General features: G+C 50.0%; 13 protein-coding genes. 3 read left to right on the top strand and 10 right to left on the bottom strand.

Annotation, left to right across the window (positions count from 1 at the left end; all coding sequences use genetic code 11):
- Positions 1-198: 198 nt before the first annotated feature.
- The 3 genes from F1593_RS10570 to F1593_RS10560 form a co-directional block, all read right to left on the bottom strand.
- Complete coding sequence (locus tag F1593_RS10570) at positions 199-2,043, bottom strand: S9 family peptidase (RefSeq protein ID WP_149401528.1); 1,845 nt, start codon at positions 2,041-2,043, stop codon at positions 199-201.
- A gap of 344 nt (positions 2,044-2,387) precedes the next feature.
- Entirely contained in the window at positions 2,388-2,870 is a 483-nt protein-coding gene (locus F1593_RS10565; RefSeq protein WP_149401527.1) for a response regulator transcription factor, read from the bottom strand.
- Positions 2,871-2,921: 51 nt separating this feature from the next.
- On the bottom strand, positions 2,922-5,075 hold the full coding sequence (locus F1593_RS10560; RefSeq protein WP_149401526.1) for a sensor histidine kinase: 2,154 nt from the start codon (positions 5,073-5,075) through the stop codon (positions 2,922-2,924).
- A 452-nt stretch (positions 5,076-5,527) separates the two neighbouring features.
- Here F1593_RS10560 and F1593_RS10555 point away from each other — a divergent pair, with 452 nt between their 5' ends.
- Entirely contained in the window at positions 5,528-6,505 is a 978-nt protein-coding gene (locus tag F1593_RS10555) for a hypothetical protein (protein ID WP_149401525.1), read from the top strand.
- A gap of 23 nt (positions 6,506-6,528) precedes the next feature.
- On the opposite strand, the gene F1593_RS10550 is transcribed toward F1593_RS10555, so the two are convergent.
- A complete protein-coding gene (locus tag F1593_RS10550; protein WP_149401524.1) occupies positions 6,529-7,446 on the bottom strand; it encodes a dihydrodipicolinate synthase family protein in 918 nt (305 codons plus the stop codon).
- Positions 7,447-7,636: 190 nt separating this feature from the next.
- Positions 7,637-8,548, bottom strand: coding sequence for a J domain-containing protein (locus F1593_RS10545; protein WP_172632034.1), 912 nt, complete (start codon positions 8,546-8,548; stop codon positions 7,637-7,639).
- Between the two features lie 178 nt (positions 8,549-8,726).
- On the opposite strand from F1593_RS10545, the gene F1593_RS10540 reads away from it, so the two are divergent.
- Positions 8,727-9,413 (top strand): DUF6062 family protein, encoded by a 687-nt coding sequence (locus F1593_RS10540; protein WP_149401522.1) that lies wholly within the window; start codon positions 8,727-8,729, stop codon positions 9,411-9,413.
- 131 nt (positions 9,414-9,544) lie between these two features.
- Here the strand turns inward: F1593_RS10540 and gltB are convergent, their stop codons facing one another.
- From gltB to F1593_RS10525, 3 genes are all read right to left on the bottom strand, one after another.
- Positions 9,545-14,089 (bottom strand): glutamate synthase large subunit, encoded by a 4,545-nt coding sequence (gene gltB, locus F1593_RS10535; protein WP_149401521.1) that lies wholly within the window; start codon positions 14,087-14,089, stop codon positions 9,545-9,547.
- Positions 14,090-14,656: 567 nt separating this feature from the next.
- Positions 14,657-15,643: a serine/threonine protein kinase gene (locus tag F1593_RS10530; protein ID WP_149401520.1), complete on the bottom strand. Its 987-nt coding sequence runs from the start codon at positions 15,641-15,643 to the stop codon at positions 14,657-14,659.
- A 319-nt stretch (positions 15,644-15,962) separates the two neighbouring features.
- Entirely contained in the window at positions 15,963-17,513 is a 1,551-nt protein-coding gene (locus F1593_RS10525; protein WP_149401519.1) for an APC family permease, read from the bottom strand.
- Positions 17,514-18,093: 580 nt separating this feature from the next.
- Here F1593_RS10525 and ppc point away from each other — a divergent pair.
- Positions 18,094-21,000 (top strand): phosphoenolpyruvate carboxylase, encoded by a 2,907-nt coding sequence (ppc, locus tag F1593_RS10520; protein ID WP_149401518.1) that lies wholly within the window; start codon positions 18,094-18,096, stop codon positions 20,998-21,000.
- Positions 21,001-21,095: 95 nt separating this feature from the next.
- Here ppc and F1593_RS10515 read toward each other — a convergent pair whose 3' ends face one another.
- Together F1593_RS10515 and F1593_RS10510 are read right to left on the bottom strand one after the other, a co-directional pair.
- Positions 21,096-23,009 carry a hypothetical protein gene (locus F1593_RS10515; RefSeq protein ID WP_149401517.1) on the bottom strand — a complete coding sequence of 638 codons (1,914 nt, stop codon included), beginning with the start codon at positions 23,007-23,009 and terminating at the stop codon, positions 21,096-21,098.
- 296 nt (positions 23,010-23,305) lie between these two features.
- On the bottom strand, positions 23,306-23,812 hold the full coding sequence (locus tag F1593_RS10510; RefSeq protein WP_149401516.1) for a hypothetical protein: 507 nt from the start codon (positions 23,810-23,812) through the stop codon (positions 23,306-23,308).
- Positions 23,813-24,139: the final 327 nt, after the last annotated feature.

Raw genomic sequence — 24,139 nt, 5'->3', positions numbered from 1 at the left:
GGCTCGCCGTCCCTTGCCGGGGTGGCAGGGGTGTCCCCTGCCCTTTTTTCTTTTTCCTCGCGCCGCCGCAGGCGGCATGCAAAAAGGGGAAAAGAAGTATGTGGGGACTCCCCACACCCCGGCAGAAGGCTTCGCCCTCTGCACTCCCATTGTAGCGAACGTTTGTTTCAAAAGTTCGGGATGATTCAGGATTGCAGGCTACTCTTCATAGTCTCCACCCAGATTGTGCGCCAGAAATTTCTCGGCGGCAGCATAGAACTTAATCCGATTCTCTGGTTTGGCAAAGCCATGACCTTCGTCTGGGAAAAGCATATATTCATAGGCAATACCCTTGCTCTTCATCGCCTCAACGATCTGTTCCGATTCCGCCTGCTTGACACGGGGATCATTGGCACCCTGAGCAATCAGCATCGGAATTTTGATGTTGTCGACATGGAAGAGAGGTGAGCGGGATTGCAAGAACTCGACCTCTGTATCTGCGTTGCCAACCCGTTTCTGGAATGAGGCCAGCGCAGTAGACCAGTAGGGCGGGATGGTTTTGATCAAGGTAATCAGATTGCTGGGTCCAACAATATCTACAGCACAGCGGAACACATCCGGGGTCATGGTAGCGCCAACCAGCGCGGCATAACCACCATACGAGCCACCATAAATGGCAACCCGCTGTGCATCAGCGATCCCTCTGGAAATGGCCCATTCAACACCATCCAGCAGGTCATAATGCATCTTGCGGCCCCACTCTTTATCGCCAGCGTTTAGATATTCTTTCCCATACCCGGTTGAGCCACGATAATTGATCTGTAAACAGGCATAGCCGCGATTGGCAAACCACTGGGCCTCAGGATTAAATCCCCAGCTATCACGTGCCCATGGACCACCATGTACATCCACGACGAGCGGAAGATTGCTCTGCTCACCTACCGGAAGCGTGAGGTAACCATGGATCACCAGGCCATCGCGAGCGGGAAAACTGATGGGTTCCATATGCGCCAGTTTATAGGTAGTGAGTTCGGGCATATTGTCAAATAGAAAGTCCACACTCTGCGCTGTTCGATGATAGACATAATAAGGAACCGCACCGTTATCTACGGTAAAGGCAACCACCCAATTCTCATCGGCATCATCGCGCCCCACAATCGAGAAATCCCCCTCGTGAATATCTCGGATGCGATCAAAATCAAGCGCGATTGACTCATCCAATACCTGCCACTCAACACGATCTTTATTGAAGGAGACTGCCTGGATCTCATAGGTATCAGGATGAATAACAACTGCCCCGACATCATACTGCGCATCCTCAGCAATTACGCTCTCTTCATTCGTTGCCAGATTAAGGCGGATCAGACGTCCCGCATTGACATTGCGTGAATCCTGAATATAGAGGGACTGCCCATCTCTGGTAAAGGACAGAGCTCCGCTGGTCAGGGCATCATCTGAATCCCAACCCAGGATATGGCGCCATTCGCTCTCCTCGTTATCGCGTACCAACACATCGATACCACCATCCTCGCGGGCTGCCATAGCGCCGCGTACTTTGAATTGCGTATCGACCACCCAACCAGCGATATTGCCAGGATTCTGCGCCACCAGCGTCAAATTGCCGGTGGTCAGGTTCAGATTATAGACATCGTGAACCTGGGGATTTTCCTTATTCATTGCGATCAGTAGCTCATTGGGGAAATGCTTATCCTGATCGACAATCTGTACTTGCACGTTCTCAAAAGGGGTAAGATCACGTGTCGCATGCGTCTCCAAATCAGTTGCATACAGACGCCAGTTTTCATTACCGCCAGTATCTTGTATATACAAGATATGCTTGTTGTCGGCGGCCCAGAAATAAAAACGAATACCACGCTCGCTATCTTTGGTGATTGGCTGAAACTCCTGTCCACCAACCTCACCAACCCAGACATTGAGTATATTATCCATCGGTGCCAGATACGCCAGGTGCTTCCCATCTGGCGAGATACGCGGGCTGGCCTTGGTAGGATTCCCAAACAAAATACGGCGCGGGATCAGCTCTGTATGTGTTACATTTGCCATAAACTGCCTCTCTCTTCAATCTATCCATGTAAACACGGACTACCCTATTTACCTATCTCTATCGCCTGCGGAGCGAGATAAGATGTTTTTCTCCACTGGAGAGAAGTGTAGGTGCGTGCCGAGGTGCGCTTTCCTCGTCTCGTATCAACATCTCACCCCAATGCTCGACACCATGCCTGGGCACCATTTCAGGGGTACGAATACCCTTCCGTTTTTGTTCATCATTCCTCGTATTGAAACGGTATTACCCGTGAAGGGTGAGTGCTACTAATTCTACGTATGGGTAGAAGGGAAAGTTGAGTCTGCATTACGAAATTTACTTGATAGGGCACGATATGGCTGCATCAATAGACAAATTCATCGGGTTGGGGAGCGGAAAGACGGTTGAGCCTCTTACGCTGTTCTTCCATACGCTGATGCTGTAATACCATACGCTGTTCGATAGAAAGCTCCAACAGGCTACATACCCGCTCAACCAGCACGCTGGGCTGCGTAGGCTTGGTTACATACTCGATAGCCCCCTCCTCAAAGCCGTGTAATTGCTCCGAAAGGTGTACAAGCGCACTCACAACCAGGACAGGGATACGGGGCATCAAACTATTGAGTCGCAACCATTGCAACACATCCCAACCAGAGCCGGGATGCATCATCAGATCGAGAATAATGAGATGAGGCTGAAAATCTGGAATCATCCGCATTGCTTCCTGACCATTGTAGGCTGCCATAACCTCAAAATTATGATGCCTCAGAAAGAAGCAGAGTACCTGCTGGATAGCTCTCTCATCCTCTACAATAAGAATCCTTCTTTTTTGTGTTGCATCATACATTAGCTATCACCTCAGCAACTATCCACCAACGACAATCCTGCCTGAAAAACTTTATGAATGGCTATGTCTGGTAAGTGGGAAACGTACTTCGGAGACTGTGCGTTCAACAGGAACTGCTTCTTCCTGTGAATTACGGCCAGAGAGGGTAAAGGTAACCATCTCGCGTCGCAATGAGAATTTCCCATGTAAATCAGCAATCAGATTCTTAATCAGCGAGAGGCCCAGACCATCGGAACTGCGTTCGGCCGTCTCTCCAAGAGAGACCTCAAAATCCGGCCCAACCCCATCATCGAGAACCTGCACAATTACCGTCCCATCCTCCTCTCGCCCACGAATCACAATTGCCCCGTCTGTTTTGTCTTTCATACCATGCTTGATCGAATTAGAGATCATCTCATTGATGACCAGTGCCAGAACCGTTACGGCACGTGAAGGAATCACAACCGGGCTGGGATCAACCTGAAAGGTAATACGTTTGTCCGGTGGGCACAGATTGGTATGAGCCACACCCACAATTTTCCGGGCAATCTCATCCACCCGGGCTTCACTGACGTCTTCATGCGCCAGGAGATCATGCGTGGAGGCCAATCCTTGTACGCGGTTGACACTCTCAGCCAGCGTGGCACGAATCTCTGGCGATTTGGTACGGCGGCGCTGGAGAGAAAGAATACCGGCGACTGTGGCAAGATTGTTCTTCACACGATGATGCAATTCACGCAACAAGACCGACTTCAATTCAGAACCACGGCGCGTCTCTTCATACAAACGGGCGTTCTCAATTGCGATAGCGGCCTCATTGGCAAAGGTAATCACTAGCTGCATCTGCTCTGGACTTAAAAGATGGCGATGATTGCTATAGATACAAATGCAACCCAGGATCTTCTGTTTGACCTTCAGCGGCACACACAGGACCGAGTGGATCTCGGAAGAGACAAAAGGATCATTGCGCAAGAAACACGATTCATCGCTCTGGAAACAATCTACCGCCATACTTGGTCGTCCCGTCTGTACTGAGCGACCAGCACAGCATTGCCCAACCCCAATTTGAATCGTAGAGGCGAGATTGCTATTCAATCCATAATGCGCCAGCACATGCAACTTCTGGCTTTCCTGATCGAGTTCAAAAATGCACGAGCGTTCGGCACCTGAGAGATGAACAGCCTGCGTGGTAATAATTTGCAGCACTTCATCCAGATTGAGGGTGGAGGCAATAATCGATGATACGCGATGAATAGTGGCTAGTTCATGCACCTTACGGCGCAATTGCTCGTCTGTCTGTTCATAAAGACGACCATTTTCAATATTGATCGCGACAATACCAGCCACCACTTCCACAAAACTGATCTCATCGCGAGTAAACTCGCGTGGCTCAAGGGATTGCACGCTGATCACACCAATTAAACGTTCGGCACTCCCAAAGAAGATTATCGGTAACGCCATCAAGCCATGCAGATCAGTTGGATAGGCATGAGCCTCGGAGGCATAATTCGCATCCGCCAACGCATCGCCAACCAATAATGGACGCCCTTTGTCCGCTACCCAACCGCTATATCCTTCACCCAGACGCAAGGTAAAATGCATTCCCCCCAGAGGACGAGGGCCATTGGTGGCGCGCAAGGTCAGGACGCGCTGCACTTCATCATAAAAGAAAATGGAACAAAGTTCGACATGTAATTCTTCCGCGACCGCCTGAGCTGTAATCTCTAATGTCTGATCCAGATCCATCACAGAATTACTGACGCCATTGATACGCTGTAACGCAATCAAACGATGCTCCAATTGTTGCGTGGTATGGCTGCTGTCAACCTTGTATTGATCTGTCACACCCTGATAGCCGCGAGCCAGCGCAATCGCGCTGGAAGATTGTAACTGAGAAAGGCGAGTAGTGGCTTCAGCCAACATCTGTGGCTGATCGTGGAATATATCGTTCAGCTCAGTTACAAAGGCGTCAATGTACTGCTGCAAACCATGTAGCCGGCCATCCAGCTTGCCTCCCTGCTCGGCTAGCCAGCGCCCCGACTGCTCAAAACGCTCCACAAAGGATTGATCTGTGACACCGTCATTACCAATCAAGGCGCTGAGCAGAAGCCATGCATCACTACCTTCCTCAGGTCCAGAACTATCGCCAGAGACACGCTGCAGACACGCTTGCAAGCGGACTATATCAGAATGTAATACTTGCTCTACGTTGTCGCTTAATATCATGCCTTTTTCCTAATCTGCTTCTTTCCACACTATAATAGCCATACATCTACCACCCATCATACTTTGTCCATGTAACGTATTTTAGTTGGGCTATCTATCAGTGTCAAGGTACGGCCACCGACTGCAAATTTTTGGTGATTACTCCCACAGCCAATTGTACTATCCCAAAACTCCTACTCAACTGTTTTTTTTTACTACGCGATTCCCTGCTTCGTCTTATAGATAACGTTTCTCTGGGATTTTCCATAAAGCACGTGTTCATACGTATGGCATTGCAGGGAAATCAGGCCCGGACGGGATCATGTTGTGTAGTTGTTGTTTGATATAAAGGTTTTGTTATAATTATGAAATGCGTACATTGCGACATGCCGCTCTCTCCATCGCGTACTATTTGTCCACGGTGTGGGGCATCATCTGGAACATCAAGTTTGCGAGCGGCTGGAAAGGTCAGATTGACCCATGTAAGCCAGGACGCAGCAAACACACCCCCTGCTGCTGCTGCTCCCGTCATGACCTATCCTCAAAATGGTCGTCCACAGACCTGGGGAGGCGCGACAGCAAACACAGCAGATGTAGCCGATCAAGAAGTACGCACCACGCCTGATACCTATCGAGAAACACAACCACAGGCTGGTATTCAACCCATATCGTCTGCGCATGCAGCATTTACAGAGACTCCGCATCCCTATCAGGATCAATGGCAAACGCCGCAACAGCCAATATGGGAAGGACACGCTCATAATCCATTTCCGCTACCAGCTACGCCCCCACCGTTTCAAACATCATCACAACATTCTCCGTCCTTACCCTATCTTCAAAGCGGTGGTTCATTATCACAACGTCCCAAAACGCGCCTGGGTTACACTGTCGCGGGCATGTGTTTCATGGCAGCCACACTGATTATGATTTTTGTCTTTATCATGGCCCAGAATCTGCCAGCAACCAATGAGCAGGCGGCAGCATCCAGCAGCACCAACGGGCCGAAAGTTATCATCCAGCCAACCAATACATCACACAGACCAGGCATAACGCCAACTACCGTATCGGTAACGCCGACTCCTTCGGTAGCCGCAGCCGGTTCATACATTCATAATATCAATCTGGCAAGTTCTGTAAACACCGGCACAGGTCAACCAGTACAAACCGCCAACATATTTCACTTCGGGCAGCCAGTCTATATTACGATGACTATTCAGCAAGCAGCCTATAGTGGAGCAGTCTGTCTGCAATGGACAATCAACCAACAGGTCATTCCTTACGCCGCCGCCGCCGCGCCAACCGGAGCAGCCTATCTGACACAAACCAACGCCTATTTCTACTATAAACCAGGAGGCATCGGACCTGGTTCAGTCGACGTCTACTGGGCCAGCACTACCGCATGTGCCAACAAGGTTTTCATACAACATCTCCCTTTCACAGTCGTAAAATAATGCCAGGAGAGAGAAGATGAAATTTATACCTCAGCGGGAACGGTGGTAATAATCTCAAGCAAGCTATGCTGTTCTGGAGCAGTCAAGGGAAGCAGAGGCTGACGAGGAAGGCCACCATAGCCAGCGGTATGTTCCAACGCCATCTTCAGACCTGCCACCCCAAAGCGCGTTGTCACTGCCGTATTAGCCGGTATCAAACGGCCCTGTAACAAACGAGCCTCCTCAAGCAGTCCCTGTTCCACCAGCGTTTGAACACGGCATACGGCCTGTGGAAAGACATTGGCTAATGCCGCGACAGCTCCTACAGCCCCACCAATCAAAGCGGGCAAAATCACATCAGCGCTCCCGGCAAAGACGCGAAAGTCAGATGAAACCTGCGCCACGATCTGCATTAACTTGGCGACATCGCCAGCGCTATCTTTGACCCCTACAATATTAGGATGTTGTGCCAGGGAACAAATAAAATCCGCCTTTAAATTGATGCCAGCCGCGCTATTGGGCATATTGTAAATCAAGACAGGGACAGGACTGGCATCGGCCACAGCACGATAATGATTGTGCAATGTTCGCTCATCCATCCGTCCTGGATAATAGGCTGGAGGCAGGATCAACACGAAATCCGCGCCATGCCAGGCCGCTTGCAGGCAAAGCTCAATCGTCTGCCGGGTAGATTGAGCACCACAGCCCACAATCAACGGCATCTGCTTCCGCAAGCCATCCAGTACATCCCTGGTCTCCTCCAACACCTGCAAACGCTCATCCTCCGTCAGATGTACAGCCTCGCCATTGGAGCCCATCAACACATAGCCAGCAATACCGCTATCAGCCAGGCGTCGAATATGACGTCGTAACGTCACCACGTCCAACTCTTCATCACGGGTAAAAAACGTCGGCACCGGCGGATAAATCCCACCAGGCACGCCTGCCTCCCACAAAGCCATAATCCCCTCCTGATCACAAAAATCTAATTGTTCTTTAATCGAAAATACTGGAAAAAGTGGGCAGAGCACGAAGCACAGCACAGCACAGCATAGGCCGATGCTCCCGTGACTTGTACGATCATCTCGCCCCAACGCTCTCTCCTATCGACAGAGCGCTTCCTTGATTATACAGCATTTTTAAGGATTAGGATTAGAACCGACCTGACAGGAAGAGTAACAGCAGGATGAAGATAATCACAAAGACGCTGATCCAGAGGAGGCGCAGGGCTAGTGCACGCCGATCCGCTTTTTGCCGTAAGTCGCTGACACGTGCATCCTCAGCTGCGGACCAGCGCGCCGTAGCACAATAGGGACAGAGAGGGAAAAGCTCATACGGTGGACAGAGCCCGCCTTTGTCAGCGCCATGCTCCCCACCATAGGAATAGCTGCCAACCTCATAGCGGATCTGTTCGCTTTCGAATACAGCGCGACAGTGCATACAGCGCAACAGCAGGTACTCAGGCCAATCCAGGGCATGACATTTAGGACAATAGCGCGGGGCTCTCTGCGATCCTCCAACCCGTTCCTCGCGCCAACGATGATGGCAGCGGTGACAAAAATACTGTTGATCTTTTGTGCTGTGCGCGACTCCACGTAATAACCCCTGGCTGCGCAATTGTTGCGCTTCATCTGCGGAGAGTGCATAATCAATATCAACCAGATGAATATTGACTGGTTTGCCAGGAGGAAAGGCGGGAAAATCATAATGCCGTTGTCGATCACGTCGCGCTCCGGGAGAGACGGTACTTCCCTTCTGCGAGCGATGAGATTGCGCGGGAGGCGCTGCTGATCCACTATGCGAAGTCGATGCCGAAACATGCTCTGGAACGTGGCCGTCTAAGAGATGCTCCGAGCGCCGGGCATCATACTGTTTGCGCGTAGCAGGATCATTCAGGATTTGATAAGCTTGCAACAATTGGCTCATACGCTCATTCGCATCCGCGCCTTTATAGACATCAGGATGATAGCGTAGCGCTAATTTCTTAAAGGCTGCCTTCACCATTTCTGGCGGCGCATCAGCAGTGACGCCAAGCAGTTCATAGTAATCAGTAAAAGTATTCATCAAACCCATTCAACCCGACTAACGGAGCAAGCCACAATCAAAGAACATTTCTGACTGTATCTCAATACAGTATAACCATTTCGTGATACTTACGCTAGCACCTGCTCAGAAAAAAGGTGCCTTCTAGTACATAGACGAATAACAGATCAAAAGGTTGTAACATAAAAGGTTGTGATATATGGTAAAAACACGCGAGTACCAGGCTTTGCTAAGTGCCTGTTCCCAGGAAGGATGTCTCCTTTGTAATGGAGCATTGGAAAGCGTTCATCGCTATCTCGATGCCTGGAAATATGAATTGTTCACGAATATCGATATTCGACAAGAATTACGCCATACGCGAGGATTCTGCCATGAACACACCTGGCAACTGGTACGCATGGGAGCTACTTTGCCGGTCGCGCAAGCCTATCGGGATATTCTCTCTGATATGATCGACCAGCTCCAACAAAATGTACAGCCTTCATCCTCAGGAAATCTGCTGCACCGTCTCTTCGAGACCAGACCAATCCAGCATAAACAGATCTGTCCTGCCTGTAAACAAAAAGCCCTGGCCGAGGAACGCACTATCCATACTCTCCGCCAGGCCCTGCTGGACGACGAATTCTACCAGCGCTTCTCATCCACCACCGGACTCTGTCTGGAACATTTTCGTCTGGCAAATGAATTAAAGACCCCCGAAGTTCCAGGCGATTGGACGACACGCCTGCGCCAGGTCCAATTGACCTGCCTGAAACGCCTCGATGCGCAACTGGGAGAACTTATCCGCAAACATGATTATCGCTTTAAAGAAGAGGAACGCGGCCCAGAAATGCACTCATGGATACAGGCAGCCGGTCTCGTCGCCGGTGAAAACACCCCTGACTGAACATGCAACGGATTATAGAAAATGTCGGAAAACGTAGGTGCGGGCCTACGTTCTTGTTCATTTCATGCAGAAGCGAGCGGGATGTCCTTATTGACACTCCGCTCGCTGTTGTGTAGCTGTTTGGATATGGATTAATGGGATACGCTTAGCAAGCCATCTTGCTCATTGGCATCCACAAAATCACGCACCGAGGTTGTATTGCCCTGGGGTTGGACTCGCCAGAAGGAATGGCTGATCTGATCCCAATTTGCTAACAGGTCTTCGGCATATTTACTGCGTGTCTTGCGTGCATGCAGCTCGACTACAGCACGTAGAGCCTCCAACTCACTATCATCCTCAACACGACCTGGGATCACCATTTCCGTATTGCAACGTCCCAGAAACTTCTCGTCACGATCCAGAACATAAGCGATACCAGCCGACATGCCAGCGCCAAAGTTGCGGCCGGTATCACCCAGCACAACCACCATACCGCCAGTCATGTATTCACAGGCATGATCGCCAACACCCTCGACGACTGCGAAGCCACCGCTATTGCGGACTGCGAAGCGCTCACCCGCTCGCCCTGCGGCAAAGAGGGAACCACCGGTCGCTCCATACAGCGCGGTATTGCCCAGGATAATATTATCCTGTGACGCAAAGGTTGAACCAGCAGACGGGGTAATCACAATCTGTCCACCAGCCATACTCTTACCCACGTAGTCATTCGCCTCTCCACTGAGGATCAGACGAACGCCAGGAACATTGAAAGCTCCGAAGCTTTGGCCCGCCGAGCCAGTGAAGTTTCCTGTGATACTCACACCTGAAAGACCGCTATTGCCATGGCGACGGGCAACCTCGCCCGCCAGGCTCACGCCAATCGCACGATCATAGTTGTGAATCTCATGCTGTGTGATAATGCTCTGCTCGCCACTCAAGGCTGGCTCGGCCTCCTCCAGCAATTCTACCGCGACATGTGACTGTGGCAGCTTGTTTTCGTAAGCTGGATCAGAAATGACCGGCAGCGAGACCAGGAGGGAGGAAACATCCAGGTCGCAATCTTCCTCACAATGCAACAGATCGGCACGACCCATCACATCCTCAAGACGCGAGAAGCCAAGCTCTGCCAGCAATTCACGCACCTCTTCAGCCACCTGGGTCAGGTAGTTGATCAGGAACTGTGGACGACCAGTGAACTTCGCACGCAGGTCATCCCGTTGTGTGGCAATGCCAGCGGGACAGGTATTCAAGTGACACTGGCGTGCCATATCGCATCCCAGTGAAACCAGGGCCGCTGTACCAAAGCCATACTCCTCAGCACCCAACAGAGCGCCGACAAGCACATCACGCCCGGTTTTCAGACCACCATCTACCCGCAGCTTGACGCGCTTACGCAGACCATTCTTCACCAGAACTTGCTGCGCCTCCGCCAGACCGCGCTCCCAGGGCATACCGACATGCTTGATCGATTGAATCGGTGAAGCACCGGTACCACCATCATGACCACTGATCAACACATAATCCGCATGGCCTTTGGCGACACCAGCGGCAATGGTACCAACACCAGCAGCCGAAACCAGCTTCACGCCAACCTTTGCCGTTGGATTAATCTGATGCAAGTCGTACATCAACTGAGCAATATCTTCGATGCTATAGATGTCATGATGCGGGGGCGGTGAGATCAATTGCACACCAGGAGCGGTATGGCGCAGTTTCGCGATAAATGGGGTTACCTTGAATGGTGGCAATTGACCACCCTCACCTGGCTTGGAACCTTGAGCCATCTTAATTTCTAGCTCTTGCGCTCGCACCAGATACTCAGGAGTCACACCAAAGCGGGCCGAAGCAATCTGCTTGATCTTACTGCTGACGGGATATCCTTCCAACGTCTTGGTATACCACTCAGGATCTTCACCACCCTCACCGGTATTGTTGCGTCCTCCGATGCTATTCATAGCAGCGGCAATCGTTTGATGTGTCTCAGGACTTAACGCGCCGACAGACATGGCCGAAACCACGAAGCGAGCACGAATGGATTCCATCGACTCAACCTGATCCAATGCGATTGGATTGCGCTTCGCAAAGGTGAACAGATCACGCAAAGCGGTAGCGGGACGGTTATAGACCAGCGAAGTATATTGCTGATAATCTTCTTTGGTGCCGGATTGAGCTGCCTTTTGCAGGGCACGCACAATCAAAGGATTAAAGGCATGATATTCAGCATCGCGGCGGAAACGGAAACGTCCCAGATCCGCGAGCTTACGCTTGCGAGCAGTTGCCGTTGACTCTGCAGCCACTACTTCCTGACACAAACTATCTGACTGCTTGATCAGTTCCTCTGCGACCAGCGTATAGGTAATCTTACCGGCATGGAACATCGAACCGCTAAAGCAGCGCTCAGCAAACTCAGAGGCCAATCCCAGAATCTCAAATTGACCGGCACCAATGATGTTGCGCAGTGTCGAGATACCCATACGGGCCATAATTTTACAGAGGCCATCTTCAATCACATGAATATAGCGCTCAACCGCAATCTCTTTGGTGATATGCTCCAGACGGCGCTCACCAGCCAGAGCACGTACGCTCTCGAAAGCCAGCGTTGGCACAATCGCCTCGGCACCATATCCTAATACCAGCGAAACCTGATGCACATCGCAGACCGTTCCTGTCTCACAGATCAGCGAGACGCTGGAACGCAGACCCTGTGCAATCAAGGCACTATGAACTGCCCCGACAGCGATAACCATGGGGACGGGAATGTGGGTGGCGGAAGCCTTGTTATCACTCAAAATGATCAATGTAATTCCGTCACGCACAGCAGCAATTGCTTCTTGCTCCAGGCGATCCAGGGTGGCCTCTAATGCACCGCTACCAGCCGAGACATCAAAGGTTGTATGTAAAGTACGGGAGTGGAAATGCTCATTGTCAAAGCTACGCAACGTCTCTAATTGCGTCTCTGTTAACAATGGAGTCGCCAGATGGATCAGACGTGCATGCTCCGCGCTCTCAGTCAATAAGCTGCCACGACGGCCAAGATAGCTGTCCAGTGACATTACAACCCGTTCGCGCAATGGATCAATCGGAGGATTGGTCACCTGCGCAAAACGCTGGCGGAAGTAATCTGAAAATGAACGACGTTGTTGTGAGAGGACAGCCAGTGGCGCATCATCACCCATACTCCATGTCGGCTCTTTGTTATCCGATAGAATTGGGCGCAGGACCATCTCGACATCCTCATGCGTATACCCGAAGATTTGTTGCCGTGTAAACAAATCGCTGCTTTCAATAGCATCGCGAGCATCAGACTGCTCAACAACTGGAGCAGGCAATTGTGCCAGGCTCAAACGATAGCTATCCAACCACTCCTGATAAGGCTGACGTTGCGCAAGCCCTTCTTTAATCGCAGCATCACGCAAGAAAACGTGATTTTCAAGGTCAACGGCCAGCATCTCACCGGGTCCGAGACGACCTTTCTCAACAATATCGGGAGCATCGAGCGAAACCACTCCAACTTCAGAGGCGACGATCAGCAGACCTTGCGCCGTCAGGACATAGCGGGCGGGACGCAGACCATTGCGATCTAACGCAGCCCCAACAATATGTCCATCGCTAAAGACTAAAGCGGCTGGACCATCCCAGGGCTCAACCAGACCAGCATGATAATCGCACCACGCACGCTGGGCAGCATCGATCTCATCATCATGCTCCCAGGCTGGTGGAACCAGCATCTGCATGCTCTGCAATAGATCGCGGCCAGAGGCTGCCAGCATCTCTAATGCATTATCCAATTGGGAAGAATCACTGGTCCCAGGCTGCACAATGGGCAAAAGATCCTGAAGTTGCTCATCCCAATAAGGGGTAGAGAGAGAGCCCTCACGCGCTTTCATCCAATTTCTATTTCCCTGAATGGTATTGATTTCACCATTGTGGGCCAGGATGCGCATCGGTTGAGCAAGCGGCCAGGCAGGGAAAGTATTGGTGCTGTAACGCTGATGGAAGACAGCTAATGCGCTCGTATAACGGGGATCACCCAGATCCAGGTAAAAATTCGCCAGATCGTTGGGAGCAAGTAATCCCTTGTGCACAAGCACAGTATTTGACAGTGAGGTAATGTAACAATCGGAGATCTGTGCCTCTTGTAATCGCTTCTCGATCAAACGGCGCACATGATATAAGGTCTTTGTGTACAGCTCGGAGGTAAAGTGAGCAGGGCATGAGATCAACACCTGTGCTATTTCTGGTGCTATTTCTCTCGCACGAACGCCAAGAACTTCATAACGAATCGGGGGGGTACGCCACCCTGCTACAGTTAACCCATTTTCTGTCAGGGCCTCTTCGATAATTTGACGACATTGCGCGGAGTGAGCGTGCCCACGTGGAGGAAGGAACACCATCCCAACTGCCAGATCAAGCGGATTGGCAATGGTAATATGCTGTTTCTCAAGTTCCTCAAGAAGCAATGCTCTAGGAATTTGGGTTAAGATACCAGCGCCATCATAGACTTCTGCTTCTGCATCCTGTGCACCGCGGTGAGTAAGACGCGCCAACGCTTCGAGAGCCTGTTGCACCAAAGTATGGCTGGCCTCTCCAGAAACTTGCGCTAAAAAACCGGTACCGCAGGCATCGTGTTCCCAGCGGCTATCATAAAGCGGATACATTTGACACGCAGATTCGATGGCTTCATGCTTGTGCGTCATGCATTGCTCTCCCAATAAAAGACTATCTTGCGAATGCTTAGAGGCACCTGCGCCGGGGCCAGAGGGTTCGACGAGCAGTCGTTGACCGTCGAATTCTATTTAGCGTTTTGGGTACTGCAAGAGGGACATCATTCAGTGTTTTCAGGTATAAGGAGCACCTTGTTGCAACGTTGGGATGATTATGAGCACCCTAGCTCGTTAAAAAAGGGTAACAATATCACTTGTTTTGAGAGTATAGCATACAAATAAGCATCCAAACAAGCTTTGTATATGTTGAAAATGCCTATACTGTTTCAGGGAGGGTAGTATATTTTTACCTCCCTTTTCCAATTACCATCAGAATGAGTCGGGGATCAGGGCAAAGTATACAAATCCAGAAGAAACAAAATGCAAGAAACAATCCAGCGTACAATAACAAAAGAACGATTTTTTCGGCTCTCTATGGCTATGCAGAACCTGTTATTGTCGCCTATGAGCAAGCCCGACAGGTCTTAGCGTATGTTCAATAGCTCTATTTGATACTGGACGGTTCATACATATAGGAGATACCAGCGCGCAGGCAAGGGATCAGTGAGCTGTATTATGCACCATCTGAGCCGCTACCCCGATCGCAATTACCACTAAAGCCAATGCAATGATAATTAATACGACCAGCAGGATCTGATGGCGCCAGGTACTCTGACCTGGTGTTTCTGGCTCATAGGGTACCGGTATTACTTCATTCAAATTTTGCAGTGCATGACAGAGATCGGGCATTGTTTTATAACGCTTATCAGCATCGCGCCGAATCGCCTTCATCACAACGGTCGCCAACTCAGGAGACAGCTCAGGTTGGCTATCCAGAATAGATGGTGGGTCTTGCGTTGCATGCTGGTTCATTACAGCAAATACATTTTCGCCTTCAAATGGAGGATGACCACAGAGCATCTCATAGAGAATCACCCCAACAGCATAGATATCTGAGCTGGCGGTACCACGCTCCCCACGGATCTGTTCAGGCGACATATAATCTGGTGTACCCACCGTTCCAGTCAGTCCGCGCCAGGTGACGCGGCGTGCCCCGGCCAGCAGCGCCACTCCAAAATCGATCAGCTTGATCGTTCCATCATCCTGAACCATAATATTTTCTGGCTTAATATCCCGATGGAAGACCCCATGTACATGACAATAGGCCAATGCATCACAAATTTGTAAGGTCAAGCGGATAGCTTCGGAGGGAGGAAGAGGATTACCTTCACGCTCCTCTAACAGGGTGCGCAAAGTCTGACCCTGAATATACTCCATCACAAGATATTCTTCGCTACGTGGCTCACCAGTATTGAGCATACGTTGTACGTTGGGATGATTGACGCGATTGCCAATCTCAGATTCACGCTTGTAACGCTCGTATACACCGACATTACCAATCAGGTCATCATTGGGAATTTTAAGGACAACTGTCTGTTGATTATGCAGATCGCGCGCAAGGTACACACGACTCATCCCCCCATGCCCAAGCATCTGGGTTATTTCATAATGATCTATTCGTGACCCTGGTGTATATGCAATTGGCATAAGTCTTTACACGCTCACAATCACAATCATTTTTGCATCAAAATTACACTTCATCTGTTGTTGACAATGCACCTGAACACATTTAAGCCTCGTTAGCTCCGCAAATCTAGCTGTATCACATGCCGTCAACCATCTGCCACGTGTTGCCTCAAGTATAGCACAAGCGAGAATGCAAAACCAGAAACATATTGGCTATGTTTTTTCCTTCCATATAGCATATTTGCTGATAGCAGATACGATGATAGGTCCCCACCTATTCCCAGGTGGAGACCTATCACAGAGAAGGAGAAAAGGAGGGCGGTTGTATTGGTATGCAGTCTTACTCGCCGCTGGCTGTTCCCACAGAAACTTCTGGCGTTATGCCCACATTTTGCTTGTAATCCTCAGCATGCAAAATGGGAATACCCTTCGTAACCTTTCTGAAGAAGAGGAAGGCAAAGCCTATCACCAGCCAGGCAATCGCGAAAATTCCTGCGATGATAACGTTGCGCTGGGCATCAGAGTTCCCAACAATGGCAAAGTAGATGACGCCGAGCAACATAGCTACATTCAATATCGCACCAGCAATAGGCGCGATCAGTGTGTTTAAGATGCCGCGCTTTGGCATGCCTGCAAATGCGATCAGACAAACAATGCAGGTCAGGCCATAGAGAATGAAGGTGCCAATATTGGAGATCAGCGCCACCTGGACAAGGTTGTTGCTACTTAAGACGCCGTACGATCCAATGACGGCGGAAATGACTGTGAGTACAATCACGCCCACATGGGGGGTGCGGAAACGACCATGCAAGAAACCAAAGACGGCTGGCAGCTCGGTATCTTTTCCCATCGCATAGGTGACGCGTACACCTGTATTCAGACAGGAAAGCGCAGTACCAAGCAACGCGATGACCACCGACACCGCCAGAATCGCGGCGAAGGCCGTTCCAAAGGAGCTACCACCAAAGATCTGAGCCAGATCTCCGATTGGCGCAATTGAACCGGCAGCGGCATCAAAACCAACGGTTTTACCACTCTTATAGAAATCACCCATCACGAAGTTCGCGGCAAAGTATTCAAAAAAGTAGAAGATGACGGCCTGGATGATCAGAGAGAGGAGCACGCCACGAGGAACATCACGCTGTGGATTCTTCGCTTCAGCCGCTAACGCCGTTGCGGATTCAAAGCCCACCACTAACAAAATTGCAATGGTTGATTGATAGATGAAACCATTGCCATCATGTGGGATCAGGACACTCAGCGCGCTGGGATGCGCGTAATGATAAAACGGATGATTGAGACGGAAGACAATAGCAACGATGGAGAAAACGAGGAGCGCCAGAATCTGGATTATATTGATGACGATGTTGGCAACCGTTGAACCGGTGACACCAATGTAAGCAATCGCACCTACGATAATCGAAAACACGATACAGATGGTGATGAGTTGTACTGGTGTACCAAAACCCGGTACAAAAAAACCGATAATGTAGGCGATAACACTGCCCATAAAGGCAACCATCACGCCTGGATAGACCCAATAATAGAGGTGTGAGGCCCAGCCAACCAGAAATTTACTCAAGCGGGCAAACTTGAAATATTTGTGCTCTTCCTTATGCAGCACCGCAACTTCTGCAAAGTAATAAGAACTTCCCGTACCTGCCTCAGGATAGCGCTTCGCCAGGGCTGCATAAGCCAGGGCGGTCAGCAGCGCAATAACTGTGGCGACGAACACAGATGACCACATACTGGTTGCGCCAGTGCCAGCCTGCGATTGAAAAGTAGTCCAGAGGAATGCGCCTGGAGCGATTAACGCCATTGCGTTAATGGTGACACCGGTGAGCCCTAATGTAGGCTTCATTCCCGTGTCAGTAGAGGCTTGAGCTGCCATGTCGTTCTCCTTGTTCGCATACATCCTTTACTCAAGATTTTATGGGCGGCTTCATTACCACACAAGAGAGCACACACGGCTTCATTCAGAGCACATAGAGCATTCATTGCTCCACTTCTGTTTTCCTACCCTGAGCAGAGATCAACAGTGTGAGAGTAAGGTAGAGGTCTCTTCGGTACACCCTACAAAGATATAGATAAAACTACTAATAAGAGAAGTATACGTAGAGCAGCATTGAATGGTAACAGGCAAATTAGCAGAAGTGTACGCGTCATTTTTTGTACATTGTGCACAAGAAAAATTTTCGTACAAGAGATATTTGTTCTGGCTAAGCTATCTCGTTTCCGGTGAGGATGCGCGAAACGTTCTTACATGCCTGCCTATGCGATCGCTGATTGGTTGTGCAAAATAACTATATCATTGGACCTGCGGGTATGTGCTAGAATGGTGTCGAGGTGCACAAGAACAAGCCAGAGTGTGCAGTTCCATGAGGCAACTCATGCGCTGCTCTATTTTGAAGTGTACGTAGGCAATAAGAGTGCTCTGTTCTCACTAGAATATACTTAATAAAGGACAAACTATGTCGGAACATGTTTCCCGCCGCGAGAAAGATAATCCACTACGACAGGATATTCGTATCCTGGCCAATGCATTGGGATTATCAATTCAACGGCATGAAGGGTTCACAGTCTTTGATACCGTGGAAAAGTTGCGAGGTGCCTGTATACGTCTGCGTGAATGTAGCATGCAACTGGCCCAGGCACATAAAGAAGAACAGGCCCGCATTCAAAATGAAATCGCAAGCCTCGAACAGGAGATCATGCATATTGTCAGCGATAGCGATTTAGATACCGCTATCGACACAATCAGAGCGTTTACCACTTATTTCCATCTGGTCAATACAGCCGAACAATATCATCGCATCCGTCGCCAGCGGGCGCACGAGCTTGATCCTCAGAATAAATTACAGCGAGGCTCACTCGAAGCGCTGGTCGCGTTCCTGAAGCAAAATAAGCTTGACACGGCCACGCTCCAGTCCCTGTTCAATCAACTGGCTATTGATCTCGTTTTTACCGCCCACCCCACCGAGGCGACGCGTCGAAGCTTGATTACGAAATCCCGTCACATTACAGAATTGCTCGCGCGTAATGATAACGTCAATTTGATGACACAGCGCGAACGTCTACGCTGGCAGCAGGAACTGGATAGCGTGATCGATCTTTTGTGGCGTACAGATGCGGTACGCAAAGTACGCCCCAAGCCACTCGATGAGATCAAAATGGGCATTTACTATCTGGATGAGATTATCTATGATGCCCTGCCTGACCTGTATGCGGAATTTGAAGAATTGTTACAGCAGGATTATCCAGATGTCACGGTCCCATCATTTCTCCATGTTGGCTCCTGGATTGGAGGCGACCAGGATGGGAATCCATTTATTAACTCGGATACCTTGCTCACAGCACTGAGCCTGCAACGCAACTATGTACTTACCCACTATCGCAAGGATCTCTTCGCGCTGGCACGTGAGTGTTCACAGTCAATTGAACACTCAACCATCACGCCAGAACTTGAGGCTTCTTTACAAAAAGACATGGAAAGCATGCCTGACTATGCCCAGGAATTAGGACCTCAAACAGCTCTCGAGCCCTATCGTGCAAAACTGTCATTTATGTGGCGTCGCCTGGGTGAGACAAAAGCCAATCTGCCCATTCCAGAAACCTTTTCCTGGAAATCAGGCGCCAGCCAGCCAGAACAGCCGTCAATTGCCTATACCTCTGCCGATGAACTGATCGCCGATTTGCGTCTTGTCCAGGATAGTCTGATCGCCGATGGTGAGATAGCTATTGCCAGAGGTATCCTGCATTCTCTGTTGCGTAAGGTAGAATTGTTCCGTTTCTATTTCGCGGCTCTCGATGTGCGACAACATAGCGAGCGCCATGCCTCTGCGGTGGCAGAATTACTCCAGGTCACTGGTGTCTGCAAAGATGACTATAGGACGTTCGATGAAGAGAAACGTCTGGCAGTGCTGGGAGATTTGCTACGCGATCCACGGGTACTGACTCGTCCTGGCCTGGAACTCAGTCCAGATACGGCCCATATTCTGGGCACCTTCCAGACGATCCGTCAGGTCCGCGAGGCCTTTGGCAAAAAAGCTATCACATGCTATATCATTAGCATGACGCATCAGCTCAGCGATATCATGGAAGTGCAGTTCTTCTGCAAAGAAGTCGGCATCTATGATCTACAGATCGTGCCCCTGTTTGAGACCATCAATGACCTGCGCGAGTGCACCGCTATTCTAGAGCAAGCCTTCAACAATCCGCTCTACAGCGCCTATCTGGACAATTGCAAGCGTGAGCAGCAAGTCATGCTTGGCTACTCGGATAGCAGTAAAGACGGTGGTATCCTGACGTCGAGCTGGGAACTCTATCAGGCTCAGAGCCGATTGGGCGAGCTCAGTGAACGCAGAGACATCGCCATCAGGATCTTTCATGGCCGTGGTGGAGCTATTGGCCGTGGTGGTGGTCCGATCTATGAAGCGATTTTGGCGCAACCACCTAAATCCGTCAATGGACGCATTCGCATCACTGAGCAGGGCGAGATGCTTTCCTTTAAATATGGCATCCATGATATCGCGATGCGTAACATGGAACTGGTAGTCGCTGGAACAGTACAATCCAGTATCCCAAATCAAGATATCATCGAGAGGCAGGTGCATCCAAAAGCCAGGCAGGAATGGATCACGGCACTTCAGGATCTCTCAGAGAATGCCCTGCAACGCTATCGTGCATTGATCTATCAAGATCCAACCTTCGTAAAATTTTTCGAGCAGGCGACACCGATCAGCGAAATTGGCTGGTTAAACATTGGCTCACGTCCTTCGCGCCGCAATGCTGGTCGCGCGATTGAAGAATTACGCGCTATTCCCTGGGTCTTTTCCTGGATGCAGAGCCGTTACGTCCTGCCCAGCTGGTACGGCGTTGGCGGAGCCTTCGAGGATCATATACGAGAGAATCCTGCGAACCTGCCCCAGCTCCGGCATATGTACCAGCACTGGCCATTCTTAAAAGCATTCATCGATAACTTGCAAATGACGCTCTCAAAATCTGATATGAGGATTGCCCACGAGTATGCCGCCACCCTGGTTGAGGATCAAGAACTCAGCGCACGTATCTCACAGGCCATCCAGGCGGAATATGAACGCACCCGACAGGCTATTCTCGCCATTGTGGGCGGTAACGACCTGCTTGATAACTCCCCGGTACTGCAAGAGTCGATCAAACGGCGTAATCCCTATGTTGATCCACTCAGCTACTTCCAGATCGTGCTCCTGAAACGCCTGCGCAAACTGGGCGGTCCCCTGACGCTCGATCCAGAGACGGAGAAGGACGCCACTGCTGAGGAAAAGGAACGCGCCCGCCTGACCTATGGTGTCTTACTCACTATCAACGGCATTGCGGCCGGCGTACGCAATACAGGCTAAATTCAAACATCGGCTCAAACGCAAAGAGGGAGAGCGTATCGCTATATGGAGATACACTCTCCCTCGGAATGACACACAAACTGGAGATATTTGACCTATTTCTTTGTGCCGGGCTTTACGGTCGGAGTGGCGGCAGGCGTCGCCTGAGCTGCTGGTGTCGCCGGTACACTACCACTGCCCAGGTTGATGCTGGTATCATCAAAGGTTTGCAGATTGACAACATTTCCACCGCCAGCCATATAGGTGATGGACACAGTATCGCCTGACTGAACCAATGGTAACTTGGGCGAGAGGGAAAGATTGGCAGTAAAGATGCTCGGTTGACCAGCGATCTGCAGGTAATAGATGGTGTTTGTTCCCTGGACGACCGAAGAGATACGCAGGACTTTCCCACTGACGGTCTGTGGTTTGGTACTGGTCGTGCCACCGTTATCACCGCTACCCCCTTGATTGGTTACCCATTGCTGATAATCCCGCAGTCCCGAAACGAGATCGGGATCAAACTGGACATTATTGCCATTTAATTGACGCGCACCCACTAATCCAACGGCCTGAAAGATGTCACCACTACTGGTATTTTGCACATAGATGGCAACCCAGGTAGGGGTATTGTAGATCTGATAAAGTTGGACCGAGGCGACATTATACCCACGAATATTGGCGCGTGTTGATTGGAAGGTTCTGGTCACATTGTCCCCGATACCCAGACCTGCCGCTTTGGCATAAAAGGTAGCTTGATTTTTATGCGTATCAAACAGGAATATGCCAGTACTGGAATTATCATTCATCGAGGAAGAGGTCATCGGAATCAACCAGACGGGCTGGTCAGTTTTATTATAAAGCAACTCAGGCGCACTGGCCGGTGCCTGTTGTCCCAGGCCCGAAGGATTAAACCAGGGAGCATTGTGATAGAGTCCCCACCAGCTCAGGTATTGAGTGACCGTTTCAGCAGGCATGACACGATCGACCCAGGCCGGTACATTTTGTGGATCATACGCTTTAATATCCCCCGTATGGGCATCTACCAGCAAGACCTGCTTCAAGGTATCACCTGTATACCCACGCGCTGGCTGCATCAATGAGATGGTCCAGTAGGGATGTAAACTATCATCTAGCTCCAGAGTAGGATCTGCCAGACGTCCATAGACATAGCCACTGAGGTAGACATGATGCAATAAGTCCTGGTTCAGGAATGCACCGGGCAGATAGCGAATCGTCGCCTGCGCTTCCGTGTGCAGTTGTGGCGGCTGCTGAGGATTTTCCGCGTCAACCATCACAAAACCCGGCGTGGTGGGATTGGATAGATTGACAAAAAGATTGTTATAGCTCAGTTCCGCGACATAATAGAGATGATGATTGATAGATTGTAAGGTATAGCTGGTCGGGTCCAGATTGTAGGCTGACCCCAGATTCTGTCCGGTCGAGCCAAGAATTTGCTGGCCTTTATACGATGCCACGCTCTGGCTCACCAGCACAATATTACTGGCATCCGTAGGAGGTAGATTGGGTGTCGCGGCGGTCGTGACATGAGGAATGGCGGCCAGGGCTTTAGCATTCCCATCAAACCAGGTCGTAAAGACGTTGATCAGAATGGTGGCGGCGATGCCCAGCACAGCAACCACGACGATCCCAAAGATGCCAGCCGCGATCGAACGGCGTGAGATCTTCTCACTCCCCTTCGGCGGTGTATAGACCTGACCCTGACTGATACTCAGACCCATCGCCAGCGCGCCTCCCGCGCCTCCCGCCACGGATAACAGATTAATCACGCTGCTAATCAACAACGGCCATAATACCCACTGCCAGCCCCAGAATGGCCCGGCCAGCGCTGGTAAGGATATGTAGAGTTGCGCCAGTGAGAACAGGTAATTGAATACAAAAAAGAAGAGAAACCAACGGATAAATGAACGTGCTTGAAAAGGCTCGGCACGTCCAAAAGCTAAGCGTCCAATAGTCAGACAGGCCATTATAATCAGCGTTCCTATTAGAGCCAGCAGGAAGATCGCCATATCTATCACCCCTTGGGATAAAAAGAGGAACAAAATTTAGTTAATAACATTTTGCTATTTTATTTATAACTTATTGCAATTTTTTTGTCAAGATCTACAAGCACAAATGCATCTCATAGGTTTTTCAAGCGCCGCCGCATGATCTTTTACAAATAAAAATGGTACAAAAATGAAAAGGTGGATGGCGGAAACCACCGTAGCGGCCACTGTTCTACGGTGGAGTCGTCCACAAAGCTCGCCCCAAAGGAGCGAGCAGGTGTCAGGGGGTGACGCTCAGAACCATCACCTTCACATTTTTACAGGTAAAGGTCTTGTTTGAGCAACCATTTCATTTTTGACGATGGAACAGCCTTCTCCTGCTTTCCCACTTCAAAGACCAGATCGTGAAGATCACAGTAATAGAGTTTCTGCCATTTGGCTTTCTTCTTACGCGCTTCGGGCCACGTGCTGATCGCATAGAAGAGGAATAGGACTGAAAGGCCAATAATCAAGCTTGCTCCCGCGAACCCTCCAAAGGTTCCTGCACTGGCAAGAAAAACGCCATAGAACAAACAGAAGAGAAAGGTGATCACAGCAAAGCCCATCAGCGAATGAGGTGGGGCCAGTTTTCGTGCTAGTTTTGTTTGAGACTGAGTGTTTCCAACGGAAGTATGAACCTGGAATGAATTTCTTCTCACGCGTGGTTGAAAAAAAAAGACCGTTGTCTGATGGGCGGTCCCTTCATCAACGATAATACTGACCTTTTTGACATGTGTTGTATCACCGCAGGCAGGGCAATTAAATTGTTCGGGTGATTGGTACATCGTATGTTATCCTTTCACTTATCGAATGCGATAAGAGTTCTTTACTAATATTCCCTCTTATAATAATTTCACATGGACTTCTCATAGATGGTTATTGATGTGACAGGTAGGAGAAATGTCTCTCTGTGTGCCTATTCGCTCGGATGAGCTTCACCCGATTTGATGGCTCTTCCGCATAAACGATACTGCTGGCGAACCTTTGAGGCAGGGCTTTTTGGTAGTCCCGTTTTACCACGAAAGCTTGTCAAGAAGCAATTGAATTGCTTCTTGAGGCTGAGCACAGAAATGCCGCATGTACTTTGCAACGTTGGAAGCACCTAACCAATC

The sequence above is a fragment of the Dictyobacter arantiisoli genome (assembly GCF_008326305.1).
GTDB lineage: Bacteria > Chloroflexota > Ktedonobacteria > Ktedonobacterales > Ktedonobacteraceae > Dictyobacter > Dictyobacter arantiisoli.
Note: the sequence above shows the minus strand (reverse complement) of the source record. Positions and strands in the feature narration are given on the sequence as shown.